At 49.2% G+C, this 18,794-nt stretch carries 17 protein-coding genes; 10 read left to right on the forward strand and 7 right to left on the reverse strand.

Translation table 11 applies throughout. The annotated features are described in order from the left end of the window. Positions 1-33: 33 nt before the first annotated feature. The gene (locus AC6R1A_RS15650) at positions 34-819 is read left to right on the forward strand and encodes an EAL domain-containing protein (protein WP_500634016.1); all 786 of its coding nucleotides are present in this window, start codon (positions 34-36) and stop codon (positions 817-819) included. Positions 820-825: 6 nt separating this feature from the next. Here the strand turns inward: AC6R1A_RS15650 and AC6R1A_RS15655 are convergent, their stop codons facing one another. After that, a complete protein-coding gene (locus AC6R1A_RS15655) occupies positions 826-1,458 on the reverse strand; it encodes a response regulator (protein WP_500634017.1) in 633 nt (210 codons plus the stop codon). Beyond that, a complete protein-coding gene (gene narQ, locus AC6R1A_RS15660; protein WP_500634018.1) occupies positions 1,445-3,178 on the reverse strand; it encodes a nitrate/nitrite two-component system sensor histidine kinase NarQ in 1,734 nt (577 codons plus the stop codon). The genes AC6R1A_RS15655 and narQ overlap by 14 nt, the downstream gene beginning before the upstream one ends. A gap of 247 nt (positions 3,179-3,425) precedes the next feature. Here narQ and napF point away from each other — a divergent pair, with 247 nt between their 5' ends. The 6 genes from napF to AC6R1A_RS15690 all read left to right on the forward strand — a co-directional run bounded on the left by napF (position 3,426) and on the right by AC6R1A_RS15690 (position 7,989). Then, positions 3,426-3,896, forward strand: a complete 471-nt coding sequence (gene napF, locus AC6R1A_RS15665; protein WP_500634066.1) for a ferredoxin-type protein NapF — start codon at positions 3,426-3,428, stop codon at positions 3,894-3,896. Between the two features lie 20 nt (positions 3,897-3,916). After that, complete coding sequence (locus tag AC6R1A_RS15670) at positions 3,917-4,225, forward strand: chaperone NapD (RefSeq protein WP_500634019.1); 309 nt, start codon at positions 3,917-3,919, stop codon at positions 4,223-4,225. After that, entirely contained in the window at positions 4,222-6,711 is a 2,490-nt protein-coding gene (gene napA / locus AC6R1A_RS15675) for a periplasmic nitrate reductase subunit alpha (RefSeq protein WP_500634020.1), read from the forward strand. The genes AC6R1A_RS15670 and napA overlap by 4 nt, the downstream gene beginning before the upstream one ends. A gap of 71 nt (positions 6,712-6,782) precedes the next feature. After that, complete coding sequence (locus AC6R1A_RS15680) at positions 6,783-7,238, forward strand: nitrate reductase cytochrome c-type subunit (RefSeq protein WP_334551844.1); 456 nt, start codon at positions 6,783-6,785, stop codon at positions 7,236-7,238. A 25-nt stretch (positions 7,239-7,263) separates the two neighbouring features. Then, on the forward strand, positions 7,264-7,842 hold the full coding sequence (locus AC6R1A_RS15685; protein ID WP_334551843.1) for a NapC/NirT family cytochrome c: 579 nt from the start codon (positions 7,264-7,266) through the stop codon (positions 7,840-7,842). Between the two features lie 9 nt (positions 7,843-7,851). Further along, on the forward strand, positions 7,852-7,989 hold the full coding sequence (locus tag AC6R1A_RS15690) for a TIGR02808 family protein (RefSeq protein ID WP_334551842.1): 138 nt from the start codon (positions 7,852-7,854) through the stop codon (positions 7,987-7,989). 104 nt (positions 7,990-8,093) lie between these two features. Here AC6R1A_RS15690 and galE read toward each other — a convergent pair whose 3' ends face one another. Then, positions 8,094-9,107, reverse strand: coding sequence for a UDP-glucose 4-epimerase GalE (gene galE / locus AC6R1A_RS15695; protein ID WP_487901527.1), 1,014 nt, complete (start codon positions 9,105-9,107; stop codon positions 8,094-8,096). Between the two features lie 61 nt (positions 9,108-9,168). Next, complete coding sequence (locus tag AC6R1A_RS15700) at positions 9,169-11,142, reverse strand: diguanylate cyclase (protein WP_500634021.1); 1,974 nt, start codon at positions 11,140-11,142, stop codon at positions 9,169-9,171. Between the two features lie 286 nt (positions 11,143-11,428). Between AC6R1A_RS15700 and AC6R1A_RS15705 the strand changes: the two genes are divergently transcribed. Genes AC6R1A_RS15705 through AC6R1A_RS15715 form a run of 3 tightly spaced genes read left to right on the forward strand, consistent with a single transcriptional unit; the run spans position 11,429 to position 13,803 of the window. Further along, entirely contained in the window at positions 11,429-12,166 is a 738-nt protein-coding gene (locus tag AC6R1A_RS15705; protein ID WP_500634022.1) for a 5-oxoprolinase subunit PxpA, read from the forward strand. Positions 12,167-12,169: 3 nt separating this feature from the next. Further along, the gene (locus tag AC6R1A_RS15710; RefSeq protein WP_500634023.1) at positions 12,170-12,880 is read left to right on the forward strand and encodes a 5-oxoprolinase subunit B family protein; all 711 of its coding nucleotides are present in this window, start codon (positions 12,170-12,172) and stop codon (positions 12,878-12,880) included. Beyond that, positions 12,877-13,803, forward strand: a complete 927-nt coding sequence (locus tag AC6R1A_RS15715; RefSeq protein ID WP_500634024.1) for a 5-oxoprolinase subunit C family protein — start codon at positions 12,877-12,879, stop codon at positions 13,801-13,803. The genes AC6R1A_RS15710 and AC6R1A_RS15715 overlap by 4 nt, the downstream gene beginning before the upstream one ends. 126 nt (positions 13,804-13,929) lie before the next feature. On the opposite strand, the gene AC6R1A_RS15720 is transcribed toward AC6R1A_RS15715, so the two are convergent. From AC6R1A_RS15720 to AC6R1A_RS15730, 3 genes are all read right to left on the reverse strand, one after another. Then, positions 13,930-15,396 carry an FAD-dependent oxidoreductase gene (locus AC6R1A_RS15720; protein WP_500634025.1) on the reverse strand — a complete coding sequence of 489 codons (1,467 nt, stop codon included), beginning with the start codon at positions 15,394-15,396 and terminating at the stop codon, positions 13,930-13,932. Between the two features lie 267 nt (positions 15,397-15,663). Next, entirely contained in the window at positions 15,664-18,093 is a 2,430-nt protein-coding gene (locus AC6R1A_RS15725) for an ABC transporter permease (RefSeq protein WP_500634026.1), read from the reverse strand. 2 nt (positions 18,094-18,095) lie between these two features. Beyond that, the gene (locus AC6R1A_RS15730; RefSeq protein ID WP_334551835.1) at positions 18,096-18,770 is read right to left on the reverse strand and encodes an ABC transporter ATP-binding protein; all 675 of its coding nucleotides are present in this window, start codon (positions 18,768-18,770) and stop codon (positions 18,096-18,098) included. Positions 18,771-18,794 lie beyond the last annotated feature (24 nt).

Below are 18,794 nucleotides of genomic sequence, written 5' to 3' on the forward strand. Positions count from 1 at the left end.
CGCCATGTGGTATTTTTGAGGTAAGGCGTTTTTATGATTCTGTCCACCCGAGAGCAGTTTACTCAATGTCTCGAACAGCGAGAAGATGGCCAGTACATTGCGCACTATAAGTCTTTGACACTTTCTAGTGTCTACCAGCCGATTTACACCAAACACACCAGCATGGTTGGTTTAGAGGCACTGCTGCGCATCACCCGCAAAGACGGCAGTTCCGTGAGACCCGATCTGTTTTTTTCCTCAGACAGCATCCCATTGGATGACAAAGTGAATGTTGAGCGCTTGAGTCGCGTGATTCATATTCGAAACTTCGCCCAATCAAAATTTCGTGACCGCAAATTGTTCCTCAACATCCTTCCAGTCGTAGGCGATGCAATGGCGGTGATTGATATGACGGAAAGCCTGCTGGCCACACGGATAAAAGAGCTCGGGCTCTCACGGGATCAGATCGTGATTGAAGTGGTTGAGCATGAACATGCCAACGAAGACTTACTGAAAACCGCGATGAAGAAGCTTAGCGATATTGGATTTCATATTGCGGTGGACGATTATGGTGTGGAAGCCTCCAATCGAGTGAGGGTGGAAACGCTCAGTCCTGATATCGTCAAAATGGACCGCTCATTGATGCTCGACTACATGCAGGGCAATCAAGCCGCGATGATTTCAGGCATCGAATTAGCAAGAACGTTGGGCTGTCAGGTAGTGATCGAGGGCATCGAGACCCAACAACAACTCGATGCCATGCGCGCCTTAGATCTCAACATGTATCAAGGCTATTTTCTCTCTATGCCTGACTGCGTATTAAAACTTACGCATTCCTAGTCGTGATTACTTAATGTCACCATAACGTTCCAAATACAAGATGGTGGCAGCAGTACGCGACGGAACGCGCAGCTTTTTCAGCAAACTTTTCATGTGCACCTTGACCGTCGATTCGGAAATAAACAGCGCATCTGCAATCTGTTTGTTGCGAAACCCTTTGGCGACCTGTTTGAGAATTTGACGCTCTCGATCGGTCAGCTCATCAAACACATCGGTCGTGTGTTCTCGCTTGAGCAGGTATTTCGCCACTTCTCGGCTGTAAGCCTTGTTACCACGAATGGATTGTTTGAGCAGCGACACCAACTCATCGGGCTCGGTATCTTTGAGCAAATAGCCATCGGCTCCGGCTCGAATGATCGCTTCGATGTCTGCTGGGCTGTCTGAGACTGTTAAAATAACAATAGTGGCGTCGCAGTCATCGGCGCGCAGTGCATTCAGAGTGTCGAGCCCCGACATCCCTTTCATATTTAAATCTAGCAAGATCAAATCTGGCTTCAGCTCGTGATTTTTTGCCACCGCTTCCGTCCCATTGCTGGCTTCGGCGATAACATCAAATTCTGGCTCAAAACTCAGTAGCTGCTGAATGCCTCTTCTCATTAGAGGGTGATCATCCACCAGCAAAACTCTACATTGTGACACTGCTTGTTTCCTTATTTCTTGGGTAAGTGAGGATGACGCGGCACCCCTGCTCTTGTTTGCTTTCAATGACCAAGGTGCCGTTTAACCGGGACGCTCGCTCTTGCATAATACTCATGCCGTAGTGGTTGAGCTTTTCGTTGGCCTGTTCAAACCCGATGCCATCGTCAGAGACCGACACCACAACGTTATTGTCGGTCTCAAGGCAGGCGATATCGATTTGCGTCGCTTTGGCGTGCTTGATCGCATTTAGGGTCGCTTCACGGATCAATTGCAGTAAGTGAACCTGATCACTGGCATCAAGCTCCACAGAGGAGAGCTGATTATCGACCTCGATGCGGATTGACGATTGATCGGCCAATTGCTCCGTCATCTCTTTTAGTGCTTGGCCAAAACTGCCTTCTTTGATCGTCAGTCGAAACGTGGTCAGCAATTCGCGTAATTGGGTATAGGCGGCGGATAGCCCGCCGTCGAGATCCTTCAGTACGCTCTGAGTGTGTGGTGATGCTTCGCCGGGAGGTAAAGCGGATAAACCACGTTTGAGTAACGAGACTTGAATTTTTAAATAGGATAAAGACTGAGCAAGCGAGTCATGCAGTTCACGGGCGATCGTCGCCCGCTCTTCCATCAAAAGCAGTTGCTCCGCTTGTTTCTGTGCTTGGTTGTAATACACCGCGCGCGAGAGGATTTGGACAAAGTTATCAATCAAAGCTTGATCTGGGCAAGGCAGTGACGTTTTCCAATACAATGTGCCTAACGCTTCCCCATCTAAGGCCAACGGTTTACTTTGGCAGTCACTGTCACAGCTGAGGCAAACGTCGCCTTTGGTCAATACGAGCGGTCGCTCACCGTCACTGAAGATTTCCATTTTGACCGCTACAATCCCTTCAAGAGAGACGATGTGTTGCAGTATCGCCTCGAAGTTTTCCTGCGTGATCCTCGAAGCGGTCAGCTCTTGCGATGAATTGTACAACACTTGCAGTGAGTCATTGGCATGTTGGAGCTTAAGCGTCTTTTCATTAACGGCTTGCTCTAATCCTCGATAGAAATTACCTAAATCGCTGGCCATGCTATTGAATGTACGAGTCAAAACACCAAGTTCATTCTCACTTGAAACATCCAGATTCACATCAAACGAGCGTGATTGAATCTGTTCGCTAGCCAACATCATAGCGTTCAGCGGTTTCACGATTTGCTTTCTGGAGTAATGAATAACAAACAGCCCCACACACAAGATACCACCTAGCCCTGCACCGCCCACCCAAGCTAAGCGAATCATTTTTTGTTCAGAGAAGTGTTGCAGCTTGAACACAAAGGCATCGATCTGATTCACAAAGCCCGCAACCATAGTTAAATATTGGTGTCGATCTTCGCTCTGAAGCACGGCTTTCAACTCATGCCAACGCATGATCAACCGATAGTAATCGTGAGTAATGTCATCAGGAACACCCCAGCCTTGCAACGCCTTCATCGAAGGGGAGTAGATAGAGCGTTCAAACATCTCGATGTGCTGAAGATAGTCTTGAGATTGCGATTGGATATCGTGCGCCAGTCTATAGCTCTGCATACGCATTGAGCCAGACACGTTCACTGCCTCAGCATCATTGAGGCTAGACGCTAATGTGATGATCGCATAACTGGTCGTCACGACCGACAGGGCTAATATTAAGCCCATGGCTTTCGCTATCGTTCGAGTGACGGATTTTTTTACCCTTCTTGGCATGCATTCACCACGTTATTACTCACCGATTCCCCATCACACCAAGTCATCATATTCACGCTTTCGGCTAAATATGTGATCAAACCAAACCAAATTTATTGATCTAAAACAACAACATAATCTGATTACCCCCAAAGGGTTATTTATACAAATATGTCAAAAACTACAATTTATGTGTGTGTTAATGACAAGTTATTAATAGGAAATGTGAGCTACGCTCACATAAATGCAGTTCACAACGGATAGCAACGTGGTCGATTTCAGTAAACGCCGTCTTTTTACTCGCCAAGCAGACAATACGATTCGCCTGCCTTGGGTTGCGGATGCACAAAGCTTTACCGATTTGTGTACCCGATGTGGAGAGTGCGCCCGCGTCTGTGACACGCAGATCATTGTCAGCGGTGACGGAGGATTTCCTACTGTCGACTTCTCTATCGACGAATGCACATTCTGTTATCGATGTGCCGACGTTTGTCAGGAACCGATTTTTTTACCTGAGGCAGAGACGCCTTGGCATGTAAAGGCAAGCATCAATGAAACGTGTTTAGCCAAACAAAATGTGGAGTGCCGGAGTTGTGGTGAGTTGTGTGACCCGATGGCCATTCAATTCAAATTGGAGGTAGGCAAAGTCGCCCAGCCTCACATAAGCCACGATAAGTGCAGCGGTTGTGGTGCCTGTGTTGCCGTTTGCCCTTCGTCATCCATCAATGTGAGCAATTGATTATAAAAATGGACAACAACATGTCACTGAATGAAGTGCATATATCAAGCTTGGTGGTTCACGCCGCGCCTAGCCATCTTAACGAGGTCAAGGAGTCGATCAGTGCACTGCCCAACGCAGAAATTTATGCAGACAGCCCTGAGGGCAAGCTGGTGGTGGTGCTCGAAACTCAAAACCAAGGGTTTATCACCGATACCATCGACGAAATCAACAACCTACCTAACGTCTTAAGTACTGTGTTGGTCTACCACCAGATAGAAACGGACCTAGGCGATGACGTGATAACTAACACTGGAAAAGAACATTCCCAATTCGAGGGTGAAGTATGAAGATGACAAGACGAGCGTTTGTAAAAGCAAACGCAGCAGCCTCTGCCGCCGCGGTAGCCGGCATCAGTCTACCTGCCACAGCGACCAACCTGATCGCCAGTTCAGAGCAATCGGCGATTACCTGGGACAAAGCGCCTTGTCGCTTCTGCGGGACCGGGTGTTCTGTGTTGGTTGGTACACAAAACGGCAAAGTGGTCGCCACGCAGGGTGACCCTGAAGCGCCGGTCAACAAAGGTTTGAATTGTATCAAAGGCTACTTCCTCTCAAAGATCATGTACGGTCAAGACCGTCTCACTCAGCCTTTATTGCGCATGAAAGACGGCAAGTACGACAAAAACGGTGACTTTACCCCGGTGTCTTGGGATGTTGCCTTTGATACCATGGCCGACAAATGGAAAGAAGCACTGAAAAAACAAGGCCCATCGGGTGTGGGTATGTTTGGGTCTGGTCAGTGGACCGTAATGGAAGGTTACGCCGCCGCCAAGATGATGAAAGCTGGGCTTCGCTCAAACAACATCGATCCTAATGCGCGTCACTGTATGGCTTCCGCAGTGGTTGGCTTTATGCGCACGTTTGGCATCGACGAGCCCATGGGTTGTTACGACGATTTCGAACACGCAGATTCATTCGTGCTTTGGGGCTCAAACATGGCTGAGATGCACCCTGTATTGTGGACTCGCATCACTGACCGTCGCCTCAGCCATCCCCACGTTAAAGTGAACGTGCTGTCTACTTACTATCACCGCTCGTTCGAGTTGGCCGATACTGGGTACATCTTCCAACCGCAGACCGATTTGGCCATTGCCAACTTTATTGCCAATTACATTATCGAAAACGACGCCGTCAATTGGGATTTCGTCAACAAACACACCACATTCAAGCAAGCTACCACCGACATTGGCTATGGTCTGCGTGACGATAACCCACTTCAACAAGCTGCGGCGAACCCAAACAGCGGCGATATGTCGGGCATCTCTTTTGATGAATATAGGAAATCCGTGGCGCCTTACACTGCGGCCAAAGCGTCAGAAATGTCGGGCGTATCTGAAGAAGATTTGATCACTCTAGCGAAACAATACGCGGATCCGAACACTAAAGTGATGTCACTTTGGACGATGGGGATGAACCAGCATACCCGCGGCGTATGGATGAACAGCTTGATTTACAACATCCACCTTCTCACGGGTAAAATCTCAACTCCAGGCAACAGCCCATTCTCTCTGACAGGGCAACCTTCTGCGTGTGGTACCGCTCGTGAGGTCGGCACTTTTGCCCACCGTCTACCCGCTGATATGGTGGTCGCGAATCCAAAACACCGCGCGATTGCAGAAAAAATCTGGAACATTCCTGATGGTGTCATTCCGCCTAAACCGGGTTTCCACGCCGTCCTGCAAGACCGCATGCTCAAAGACGGTAAGCTCAACGCTTACTGGGTGATGTGCAACAACAATATGCAAGCAGGTCCGAATATTAACGGTGAGCGTTTACCGGGCTATCGTAACCCTGAAAACTTTATCGTCTGTTCTGACCCTTACCCAACGGCCACTGCGCAAGCGGCAGATTTGATTCTACCGACAGCGATGTGGATCGAAAAAGAAGGCGCCTACGGTAACGCAGAGCGTCGTACACAGGCTTGGTATCAACAAGTCAGTACGGTTGGCGAAGCGAAATCTGACCTTTGGCAAATTATGGAGTTCTCTAAACGCTTCAAGATGGAAGAAGTGTGGACAGAAGAGATGCTCACCAAAGCCCCTCAGTATCGCGGCAAAACCATGTATGACATGCTGTTCGCCAATGGCGTGATTAACAAATACCCAATCGAGGAAGCGCGCGAACTCAACGACGATGCGCACCACTTCGGTTACTACGTACAAAAAGGCATTTTTGAAGAGTACGCCTCATTTGGACGCGGTAAAGCACACGATCTTGCGCCGTATGAAGTGTATCACCAAACACGTGGTCTTCGTTGGCCAGTCGTTGACGGTAAAGAGACCCTTTGGCGTTACAAAGAAGGCTCAGATCCATATGCCAAAGCCGGTAGCGGTTGGGACTTCTACGGCAAGCCTGACGGAAAAGCGTTTATTATTTCCGCCCCATACGAAGCGCCACCAGAAGTGCCAGATTCCGAGTTCGATTTATGGCTCTGCACCGGTCGTGTACTCGAGCATTGGCACACCGGCACCATGACACGCCGTGTCCCTGAACTCTATAAAGCCGTGCCGGACGCCGTCTGCTACATGCATCCAGAGGACGCCAAAGCACGAGGCATTCGCCGAGGTGACGAGGTGAACATTGCCAACAAACGTGGTGAAGTGCGCGTGCGTGTTGAAACACGCGGACGTAACCGTCCACCGCAAGGATTGGTGTTCGTCCCCTTCTTTGATGCGCGCATCTTGATCAACAAATTGATCCTTGATGCCACGGATCCACTGTCTAAACAGACCGACTTTAAGAAGTGTCCAGTGAAGATCACCAAAGTTGCGTAATGTCGAGATTAGGTTGCCCACATTTGGGCAACCTAAGCGAAGAATGTAGCCAGAAGGCGGAGAACAAAAACATGAAAAAATTCTTAGTTGCACTTTTCTCGGTAGGTGCAGTGTTGAGCAGCGCTGTGTTTGCTAATTTGGACAACCCGGGTGGTATCGGTGGCTTGGAGTCGCTGCGCGGTAACACCAATCTCGAAGAGACCAGACCTGCGGACGCATTTAAAGATTTTCCCAAAGATCAAATCGTTGAAGATAGCTTTGTCTATCAGCCACCGTTGATTCCTCACAGTATTCGTAACTATGAGGTGTCGTTAAACGCCAATAAATGTTTGGCTTGCCACAGCTGGAAAAACGCCAAGCAATCAGGCGCAACAAAAATCAGTGTCACCCACTATGTGAATCGCCAAGACGCGGTGCTCGCAGACGTATCGCCAAGACGTTACTTCTGTCTGCAATGCCACGTCCCGCAAACAGATGCGAAACCATTGGTTGAGAATGAGTTCCAATCTGTTGATTCTCTTAAGTAAGAAACGCGAGTAAGCGAGGTTAACTATGAAATTACTGAAAGCGTTTTGGAAGCGGTTCACGTCCCCTAGTAAAGCGGCGGTTGGCGTTGTGCTGTTTATGGGCTTTGCGGGTGGTTTGTTGTTCTGGGGGGCATTTAACACCGGGATGGAAGCGACCAACAGCGAAGAGTTTTGTTCAGGCTGTCATGCGCCGATTGTAGCGGAAATCAAAGAGACGATTCACTACTCGAACCGTTCTGGTGTGAGAGCAATCTGTTCTGACTGTCATGTACCTCACGAATGGACAGACAAGATTGTCCGTAAAGTTCAGGCGTCTAAAGAGCTGTTTGCGCACTATGTCTTGCGAACCATAGATACACAAGAAAAGTTTGAGCAGCGTCGCGGTCATCTTGCTGAGCGAGAATGGGCACGTATGCAGAAAAACGATTCGCTCGAGTGTCGTAACTGTCATGAATTCGAGTTTATGGACTTTTCTGAGCAAGGTTCACGTGGTGCCCAGCAGCACTCAACGGCCCTCGCCTCGGGTGAAAAGACCTGTGTTGACTGTCACAAAGGGATCGCCCACCGCCTGCCTGACATGCATGGCGTTGAAGGTTGGCAATAAGGAGAGAGCATGAGTACGTTAGAATCGATTATTTGGCACATCCTTGGCTACAGTGCGATGCCTGTCATTATTCTATCAGGCTTCTTAGTGGTTGCGGTCATTTGTATTTGGTTACTCTCGTTGGGTAAAGATAAACAAGCCCAGTAACCCAACAATATCGATACACGACGGTTAGTCGTTTATAAACCAATGTAAAGAGCGACCACTAGGGTCGCTCTTTTGTTAGATTTAAAATCAGCGGTTGCGCTCGATTAATCTGGAAAACCATTCGGGTTATTTGACTGCCAGCGCCAGGTATCTTGCGTCATCTCATCCAAAGAACGTGTCGCACTCCAACCCAGCTCACGCTGCGCTTTTGAAGGATCGGCCCAACACTCGGCAATATCACCGGCGCGGCGCGGCGCAATTTGGTACGGGACAGGTTTACCACTGGCCTTTTCAAACGCATGCACCATCTCCAACACACTATAGCCATTACCAGTGCCTAGGTTGTAGATGTGCAATCCGGATGTCTGGCCTACTTTCTCTAACGCAGCCACGTGCCCATCTGACAAGTCCATCACGTGGATATAGTCGCGCACGCCCGTGCCATCTTTGGTCGGGTAATCATCACCAAACACAGATAAAAATTCACGGCGCCCTACGGCAACTTGGGAGACAAATGGCATTAGGTTATTTGGAATACCTTGCGGATCTTCGCCAAGCTCACCGGATGGGTGTGAACCAACGGGGTTGAAATAACGCAGTAAGGTGATACTCCAATCGGGATTGGCATTTTGAAAGTCGGTCAAACACTCTTCAACCATCAACTTGCTACGACCATAAGGATTGGTCGCACTGGTTGGGAAATCTTCGGTAATAGGCACACTCGCTGGATCGCCATAGACAGTCGCAGATGAAGAAAAAACTAAGGTCTTCACCCCTGCTTCGCGCATCGCATCGACCAATACAAGCGTACCATTGACGTTGTTGTCATAATATTCAAGTGGCTTTTCCACAGACTCACCGACCGCTTTAAGCCCGGCAAAGTGAATCACCGCATCGATGTTGTGCTCAACAAGCACTTGCTTCATCAAGGCTTTGTCGCGAATATCGCCTTCAATAAAGGTCGGCGTTTGACCTGAAACCTTCTCAATACGTTCAAGCACACTGCGCTTGCTGTTATACAAATTGTCGACGATAACGGGCGTCATTCCCGCGGCGATCATTTGCAAACACGTATGGCTGCCAATGTAGCCCATACCGCCTGTCACTAATACATTCATAACTCTAGCCTAATGTAAGTATTTCGTTGAATGGTAACAGAAAATCACACGCCCGATAACGCTAACTTGCCTCACTCATGATGACCTGCCCTTTGCCTTCCATTTTAGCTCGGTACATGGCTTTGTCGGCCGCTTTGAGGAATTGTTCGAGACTGGTACCCTGCGCACGTTGAGTGTAGTGAATACCAATACTCACACCGACCGATAGACGCTCACCGGCATAGTCGATTTCATTGCTGATTTCAGCCAGTAGCCGCTCTGCGAGGGCATGCGTACTGGGTTGATCGCAAGAAGTCATCAAGACCACAAACTCATCGCCCGATAGTCGAGCCACCAAATCTTGACTGCGCACATACAACGATAGGCGGCGCGAGACTTCTTTAAGTACTGCATCGCCTGCATCGTGGCCGTAAGTGTCGTTTACTGCTTTAAATCCATCAAGATCGAGATACAAAAGTGCAATGCCCGTTTTGGATAGACGTTCATCGGTGAGCGTTTTACCTAATACGCGATAAAGATGGGTGCGATTGGCAAGCCCGGTCAAACTGTCATGATTGACCATATACTCAAGCCGCTCCATCTGTTTGACTGAAGATAAGTCGACAATCACATAGACATAATCGAAGCGATGTTCACTGGCGCTGGTACGATTTTTCGATGCTCGAACATAAAGCGGTACTCGGTGACCAAGGGGATGAATCTCCCACACCTCACCTTGCCACTCACCTTGCTCTTCAATCATGCGCTTTATCTGCGTCATGACGGTATCAAAATCCGCCCAACGGAATAGCTCACGATGGTGCTGACCAATTATATCGCTGCTATCTACTCCCAGTATCCGACGACTGGCCGGGTTGAGCATAGTGACCACGTCGCTATCATCGGTGACCACTAAGCCATCTTTACTGTTTTCAAAAATATTTGCCGCCATGCGTTGGCGGCTCATCGCCACTTCGACTTGGGTGATGTCCTCAATCGCGATTAGGCACTGGCCGGGTTTTGAAAGCGGCGTACCACTTACTTTTAAGAATCGGCGATCATGAAACAGATCTTCGAGGACGATATGGTGATCTTCAAACTCTAGATTGTTTTCGAGCGCGTGCTTTAATTCGGATTGCCCTTTACCTTGAATCAAATCTGTCAACTTACTGGCTTGTATAAATGCGCTGGTACAGCGGAATATCTCACACGTCATCGCATTAAAGTGGAGAACATCGCCATGCTGATTGACAACAATAAGCGCGTGTTTGACCGACTCGACCACCTCGTTGGCGAAGGATTTCTCTTGTTCTAATCTATCAAGTGTATGATTGACTTGTTGATCACGCAGTTTCAAACGTCTCAGCATAGTGCGAAAGGCACGGACTAAATCACCAACTTCATCGTTCGCTATGATATCAATCTCAATACTGTTGGATTTGTGTTCAATATATCCCTGTATCGCAGCGCGCAAACTGATGACGGGGTTGAGAATGTAGTTTTGTACGGTGTAAAACAAAATGGCGGTCGCAATGGTCAAAAAGACAATAAAGATCAGCGCATTATGTATGACTTGCTCTGAACTATCTTGAAACGATTTGGTGGAGATCGTCACTCTAAACTTGGCCACTTCATTACCGTTTGCATAGAGAGGAAAGAGCGCAAAAAGATAATCGTCGCTCACTGCCTGGCCCGTTTCTTTCAATGCAGCGAGCTGCTGCGCACTCGGCAAAGGCGCTGCGACACCATGTTGTTCATACATCGAAAACAGTTTGCCATCTAAGGTGTGCAGCTTAACGCGCACGATCTCTTTGTCTGCGGAAAACGACTGCAATATTTGCGTCGCTTGTTCAGTATGCCCACCCAAAATGGCCGAGTTTAACGGCGATGATAAACCAAGAGACAATACGTGAGCACGGTCGATAAGGTTGTCGGTTTGCGATTGGAGAGCAACATTGAGCGCATTGCCCTGAGTGAGAAGTAAAATCACCAATGAAAAAAGAATCAGTGGGACGATAAGCTTAGATTTCAACGATAGCGCGTTCAACGAGAGCATAGGCGACTCCTCTCAACCCATCTTCTTTGGCGATTCTGAATACAAACGCCACTTCTATCGCCGCTGACCCTTTTCATATCACATTTGAGCGCTTCGCCCCTCACCCACTACCTAAAACACTATTTGCTACCTAAAACATTAACTGCTCTGTTTTCTTTTGATGCGGTTTGTGCTTAAGCTTAGCAACACGATAGGAACACGCTCAGTGACGCCGTTCAAAATTTGAACGCAACTCGGATTGTTTGTACGATAAATCTCACTAATGAGCATAAAGGGACGTAAATGCATGGCAAAACGCGCAATCTTGTTGAATTGTGATATGGGTGAAAGCTTTGGTGCTTGGTCGATGGGCAATGACACCTTGGTGATGCCCCACGTAGACATGGCCAATATCGCCTGCGGCTACCACGCTTCTGACCCAACCATTATGTCACACACTGTCGCGCTCGCGGTTCGACACAACGTCAAGATTGGCGCCCATCCCAGTTACCCAGACTTACAAGGATTTGGACGCCGAAGCCTTGCCATGAGCCCCGAAGAAGTCACTGCGATGATCATCTATCAAGTTGGCGCGCTTAAAGCGCTTTGTGAAGCGCACAACACAGAACTCAGTTATGTCAAACCACATGGCGCGCTTTATAATGACATGCTTAAGGACTTATCGCTGTTCGATGCGGTCGCTGATGCCGTCTCTTGTTTCAATGTCCCTTTAATGACGCTCGCCGTGCTCGATAACCAGCCTTTACTTGATATTGCCGACCGGTATGAGTTGCCTTTGCTGTTTGAAGCTTTTGCTGACAGACGCTATCTCGCCAATGGAACTCTGGCACCAAGAACGCTGCCCGATGCGGTCCTTACCAACGCCGAAGATATCATTAGCCAAGTTCGCCAAATCACCCAATATGGCAAAGTGCGCACCATAGAGGGCTACGCGATTGATATTGAGGCGGATACCTTATGCGTACACGGCGATAATCTGGCGGCCATCGATATTATCAAGCAAATCCGCACCAGCATGGAGTAACAGATGACGATCACCTATACCATCGATCCCGTTGCCGAGTGCAGTATTTTAGTCACCTTTGACGCGGCCACTTCGCCAGAGCTGTCGAGTATAATCCAGCACTGTGGCGAAAACGTTCAGTCTCAGTTAGCGCAATGGCTGATGAACGTCACCCCCTCGCACATCACTCTGTTGATTGACTATTTACCTCACCGAATCTCCATTTTCGATTTTATCCCACGCGTCGAACGCATCTTGGACAGCACCATAGCCAGCCCGCCAGTAAGCCATAGCGCAGAGATCGTTGAATTACCCGTCTACTATCATCCGGATGTAGGGCCAGACTTAGCGATCTATTTCGAGCAAGGTATGACATTGGACGAAGTAATCGAACTGCACACCCAAGAGTGTTACAGTGTCACTGCGATCGGCTTTGCGCCTGGGTTTGCGTTTATGAGTCAAGTCACGCCTCAATTACAACTGCCACGTCAAAGTACGCCGCGCGTCAATGTTCCCAAAGGCAGCGTAGCGATTGCCAATCATCATACTGCGGTTTATCCGAGTGATTCACCGGGTGGGTGGAACATCATTGGACGCTGCCCATTAGCGCTGTTCACACCCGGTGAAGCGCAGATGCTGCCGTACAGTGTCGGCTCTCAAGTGCGCTTTAAGGCCGTCGATCGAGAACAGTTTCTTCAACTCGGTGGGTCGCTTGATGGGGAGTTTGCCTTATGAAGTCTTACGTTGAAGTCATCAAACCTGGACAACTGAGCCTCATCCAAGATTTTGGGCGATTTGGCTTGGCGCATTTGGGCATTACCCAAGGCGGTCCCTTGGATGATTACGCCTACAGTTGGGCGAATCATTTGCTCGATAACCCGGTCAATTGCCCAACCATTGAAATTACCTTGGGACAAGCGGAATTTCGTTTCAATGGTCACTGCAACCTCGCCATTGCAGGTGGGGATCTCAATGCTAAACTCGACGGTCAGCGCATAGATAACTGGTCAACATTTGTCGCCCGTAAAGGGCAAACGTTGAGCTTTGGTCTTCCGGCCAACGGGCTAAGAAGCTACCTTGCCATTAAAGGGGGCTTTGATGTGTCACCAGTATTGGGCAGTGTGTCCACCGTCACCCGTGAAGCGCTCGGCGGCTTAGAGCAAGGCCGCGCACTTAAAGCCGGGGATCAACTGGCGTTTACTTACCACCCATTATCCCGCCAAACCACACAGATTTCATTTCGCTACCGCCCTGATTACAACCTCCCCATTCGTGTGCGCGTAATTGAGGGGTATCAAAGTGAGCAGTTTTCTCCAGACGCGATCGGTGCCTTTTACAGCCGACGTTTTGAGGTAAGCCAGCACATCAATCGAATGGGGTATCGCCTTCGCGGGAACACAATTACGCCACCGGATACGGAACTGTTGAGCGAGGGAATTGCGTTAGGTGCAATACAAGTACCCAAAAGTGGCGACCCGATTATTTTGCTCAGTGACAAACAAACGATCGGCGGTTATCCCAAATTAGGCTGTGTGGCCCGTATTGACCTACCACGTATCGCTCAAGCTCGGCCGGGCCAAACCGTGACGTTTGAAAAGGGCGATTTACTCGGTTTACAAGATGTCTGGTGTCAGTGGGCGCGCTTCTTCGGCTATTAATTCATTGCCATCATTTTTGTTGTATTGACTAAGCTTAGTCGCGGCCAAGCGGGCGGCGAAATAACAAAAAGGCGCCGATTGGCGCCTTTTTGTATCATTCGATGACACGGTGTGGTGATAGCTGCTTTACTGGGATTCACCATAGACTTGCGCCAACTCTGCAGGGTAGCCACGCTCAATCGCGATGCGTTTCGCTTCTTGTTCAACGTCGCTCGCCACCAAGCGGGTACACACCGGATGAAGAGCCTCAATGGAGGCTCCCCGGTAATCATACAAGCCCCATTGAGTCACCACTTTTCTTGCTGCTTCAAGCGCAGATGAACCTTTGACCACTTCGATGCGTGCATAGTGATTGGCTTCAAACGAAACGTCTGCGGCTCTTAACGAGTCATCTCGTCCTGGTATTTGCTGCGCGCCAAACAAAGGCAGCGCATAGTAATCCGCCGAATGGTAGTCAGGCACGTACTGACCGATGTGTCGTACGGCACGCAGGCTGCGCTCTTTGGCCACGGACTCGTCCCAGCCTTGATTCAACGTCTTGATTAGGGGAGCCGGTAACTGGGGCTGAGAAGAACGATCATCCGAGGCAACCAACCCCTCATCAAACAAGGTAATCTCTTTCGTCATCCCGTGCAGTTGAAACACTTTATTTGCATACGGGGTCAGTTGCGCCATACCTGCTGGCGTCCCCCGTTGACCATGGAAAATGACTTCGGGCCATACCTGATCACACTCTGCCCATCGCGTGACATATGCGGCTTTAAACTCCACCAAACGCTGACGTTTCTTTTGAGCCAGATCGTCAATCGTGCCGGTTTGATAACCACAGGCGTTGATGACGTATTGAGCTTGAAGTTCGTGCAGTCGGTTATTGTCATCGCGATAACGAATCAGCCAGCCGTTCACACTCTCTTCAAGATCGGTGACTTCACATGAGGTGAGCAATTGGCAATTTGGATGTGCAGCGAGTGTGAGTTTTGCGCTCGCGGCCAAACGAAAGACACTCCAACCGTGCTCTTGCACTGCAACCACAGGGTACTTTAGCGCATCGAGGTCGGCATGCTGAGCAAAAGGAATCACCCATTCTTCAACACTTGTTGGTGCCTCAGGTTGAGTGCGCGTCGCCAGTGCTTGCAATTCCTCTTTTGAAAAACAGCGATAGTAATCTTGTGGTGCGCCTAGCACTTGATTGGCCGAGTCTCGGTCCACTAAGGTCTGGTAGCAATCACGGATGGTTTGCAGGCGAGATTCGACCTCATCGACACTGCCGGGATCGGTAATAGGAACAGCAATAAGAGTTGGGCGACGATTGATGGTTTGAGGGTAAAGACGCACCGTTTCAATCGACTGTTCAAGCAATTCAATACATTGCTCCGTCGAGATTTCCCGGTACAAATTACCACCAGCATGGAGATGGCAAATCGGCGGTCCACTGACAAGGCTCGCGCCTCGCTCAATGAGGGTAACTTTTTGCCCAAGTTCGGATAAATGGACAGCGGCCGTGGCGCCGGCAACGCCCCCACCAATAATGACGATGGACGTTGAACTTGGCTGTGTGTTGATCTGTGACATCTGCGCGGCTAGTTGTTTCATTTCTCGGTTATTTTACTCTTAAAAAACGGTGATAAAAATCACTTTTTTTGCAAGGGATATGAATGACATTTTCATCATAAAAAGTTGAAAAAAATGCTTGACTGAAAAATTGGAACTCATAGAAAAATCGATTCTGTGAATAACAACTTTGCTGCATGCTTGAACTTTCCTAGCGTTGCGCGATTTAGTGAGTTATCTACAGGTCAAGTTATCCCATACCTTATCCACCGTTTTTGTGGATAACTGAATAACTTGACCCGAACAGCGTCAGCTAAACTCTTTATTTATAGGGGCTAACAGTTTTTTAATCATACTGAAAACAACCAACGCCAGTGTGCAAAACGTGATGATTGGCATGGTTAACCACAACAAATAATGCAAGCTTGGGGTGAGATCAAAACCGAAGTAAATGATCCCACCGACTACGGCTTCTGCCCCCAGTGCGGCAATCAAACCAGCAATCAATGCCATCAAGCCATATTCTGCCCAAATGGTGCGCGTGACCCGTTTTCGACTCGCACCTAACGTTCGGTAGAGCTGCATCTCTGATTTACGTTGTGACAGACTTAGCCTCAGCAACGTAAAGATCAAAAGTAACCCTGCCAAGACGCCAAGTGCCGCCAATAAGGTAATCGACCAAACGATTTGCTCAAGCAGCGATTGGATTTTCTCACCCATTTGACGAATATCCATCAAGCTAACCGTTGGGTGCGCCTTTGACAGAGTATTGAGCAACCCGTCATGTTGGTCGTCGACGCGAAAGCTGACCAAAAACGTCGCTGGGATTTGCTCTAGCACATCCGGCGTAAAAATGAAGTAAAAATTAGGCTTCATATCACGCCATTCTACGGCACGCACAGAATTCACCATCGCAATTATCGTTTGGCCGTTAATCACAAACTCAAGCTCATCACCAATCGCTAGACCCAGATCGCTAGCGACATCCGACTCAACGGACACGCCGCCCTTTTCAGTCCACTCACCCTCAAGCAACTCGTTGTGTGCAGGAATCCCCTCGGCGTAGGTAAAATTGAGCTCACGACGCAGTGCGTCGTTGCCTTCTCCGCCATCAGAGGCTTCTTTCGCATCTTGCCCATTAATTTTCGTCAAGCGGCCCCGAATGATGGGATAGTCGTCGGAGCGAGTGATCCCATTTTGGTCCAACACCTCTAAATAGGCCTCTCTTTCGTAAGGTGCGATATTCAGAGCGAAGGCATTCGGCGCATCTGGCGGAATAGTACGTTGCCAATCAGAGAGTAGATCAGTGCGAACGAGCCACATCACGGCCAGCAGCATCAAAGAAAGCCCAAGAGCGCCAAATTGCAAACCGGTTGCCGTCATTGAGCGGTTGATGCGCGAGAGCGCCAATTTGAATGACGTACTCAGTGGCATTTTGGCTAACTGCTTGGTGACAAGCAGACTCACCGCGCCGAGCAGCACAAACAGCAGCACCATACCCAGCATGACAATCCAAACCAACATGTTGTCGTAGTATGCCACGAGCATCGGCACGACAGGCACCAGAATCAACCACTTTGACTTATGGCCCGTGTCGCTTGCTTGGGGTTGCATCACATTGACCGCACTGACACTCACTAAACGATGAAGAGGAATCCCAAGGGCAGGTACGGCGATACACACGCTGCTGGCAAGCGCGACCAGCGCAGGCGTCAAGCCATAGCTCGGGAGTGGATTAGGTAGCAAGTCAACCAGAGGAATGCGGAGTAACACTTCTAACCCGACACCGATCAGTAAGCCAAGCACGCTCGCTGTCAGTAGCAGTATCGCGACCTGAATAGAAAGCCAGCGGACAATCCACTGCTTTGTGGCGCCAAGGCTTTTCAACATGGCAATGGTCTTGGTGCGAGTAGAGACGTAGTGCTGACAGGTCAGTACCAATGTGGTTGCGGCCATAATGACCACAATCGCGACGCTGAGAGACAAATATTGCTGAGTGCGCTGGAAAACATCGTTGGTACGACTGGCACTGTTTTGATCTCGCCAACGTTCACTTGGGGTCAGTTCAATGCGGCTTTTTAGCGTCTCTATGCTGGTGTCGTCGCCATTCAAAAATAGGTTGTAGCGCACGCGACTGCCGAGCTGAATAGCGCCTGTCTTATCGATGTCATCCATGTGGATAAAGACCGACGGCATTTGCTGAAATGGATTGAAGCTTAGCCCTGGCTCTTCTAATACACGTCCTGTAACGGTGAAATCGGCATCACCAATAGTGACGGCGTCACCAATAGTAACCTCTAACTGGGCAAATAGACGCTCGTCAAGCCACAGCTCACCAGGCGCTACTCGTGCTTTTTCCCCTTGGCCATCACTTAAGCGAAAATCACCTTGCAGCGGATAGTTCGACTCTACCGCCTTAACGGTGATCAGTTTCATCTGCGCGTCACTAAACGCCATGGTGGCAAAGCGAGTTTGACGCGCAGTGTCCATATTCAATGCCGCGGCGTTTTGTAGCAATGTTTCGGGCAGAGGATTCGAGCTACTGAACTGCACATCCGCCGTTAACGCTTGCTTGCCCTGTTTGACGATGACCTGCTCCATGCGGTTCGCTAAAGCAGTTAAGGCAAAGATGCAGGCGATAATTAACGTCAGCGCGGCGGCAATCGGCCAGAGCTGGCCTTGACGAATTTCACTGACACTCCAGCGCACTAGACGGGAGTTTAAACGAGAGTGTGCCATCCCTACTCTCCTTTGATCTGACCAGCCGACATGACTATGGTGCGATCGCACATACGTGCTAGCTCGCTGTCATGGGTCACCAGCACTAAGGTCGTCCCGTGCTGTTTATTGAGTTCAAACAACAGCTCGATCACTTTCGCTGCGGTGTGTTCATCCAGATTTCCCGTCGGTTCATCGGCGAAGAGGATTTTCGGTTCAATCATGAAAGCGCGCGCCAAAGCAACACGCTGCTGTTCACCCCCTGACAGCTGAGAGGGAGAGTGATGCATTCGATGCTCAAGTCCTACCGACGTTAACAACATTTTTGCGCGCTCAATGTTTTCGTCTTCGCCTTTCAGTAAGCATGGCAAAGTAACGTTCTCTAACGCGCTCAAGCTCGGTATCAGCAAAAAGCTCTGAAAAACAAACCCAACCGATTCACTGCGTATTTTCGCCCTTTGCTCATCATCCAGCTCTGATAAGGTTTTACCTAGCAGCTGGATTGCGCCTTTTGTCGGGGTGTCGAGACCGGCTAACAACGTCATCAAGGTGGACTTACCCGCACCGGATGTGCCGACGATCGCCACGCTCTCTCCGGCAAAGATTTCAAGATTAACCTCTTCAAGGATTGTTAATTGCTCCTGTTTAGTGGAGACTATTTTTGATAATGACGTTGCTTGAATGATGGATGTTTGCATGATTCGTTTACTTTCCTTGGTCTT

The organism is Vibrio sp. R10-SG3-ISO3 (assembly GCF_059834225.1).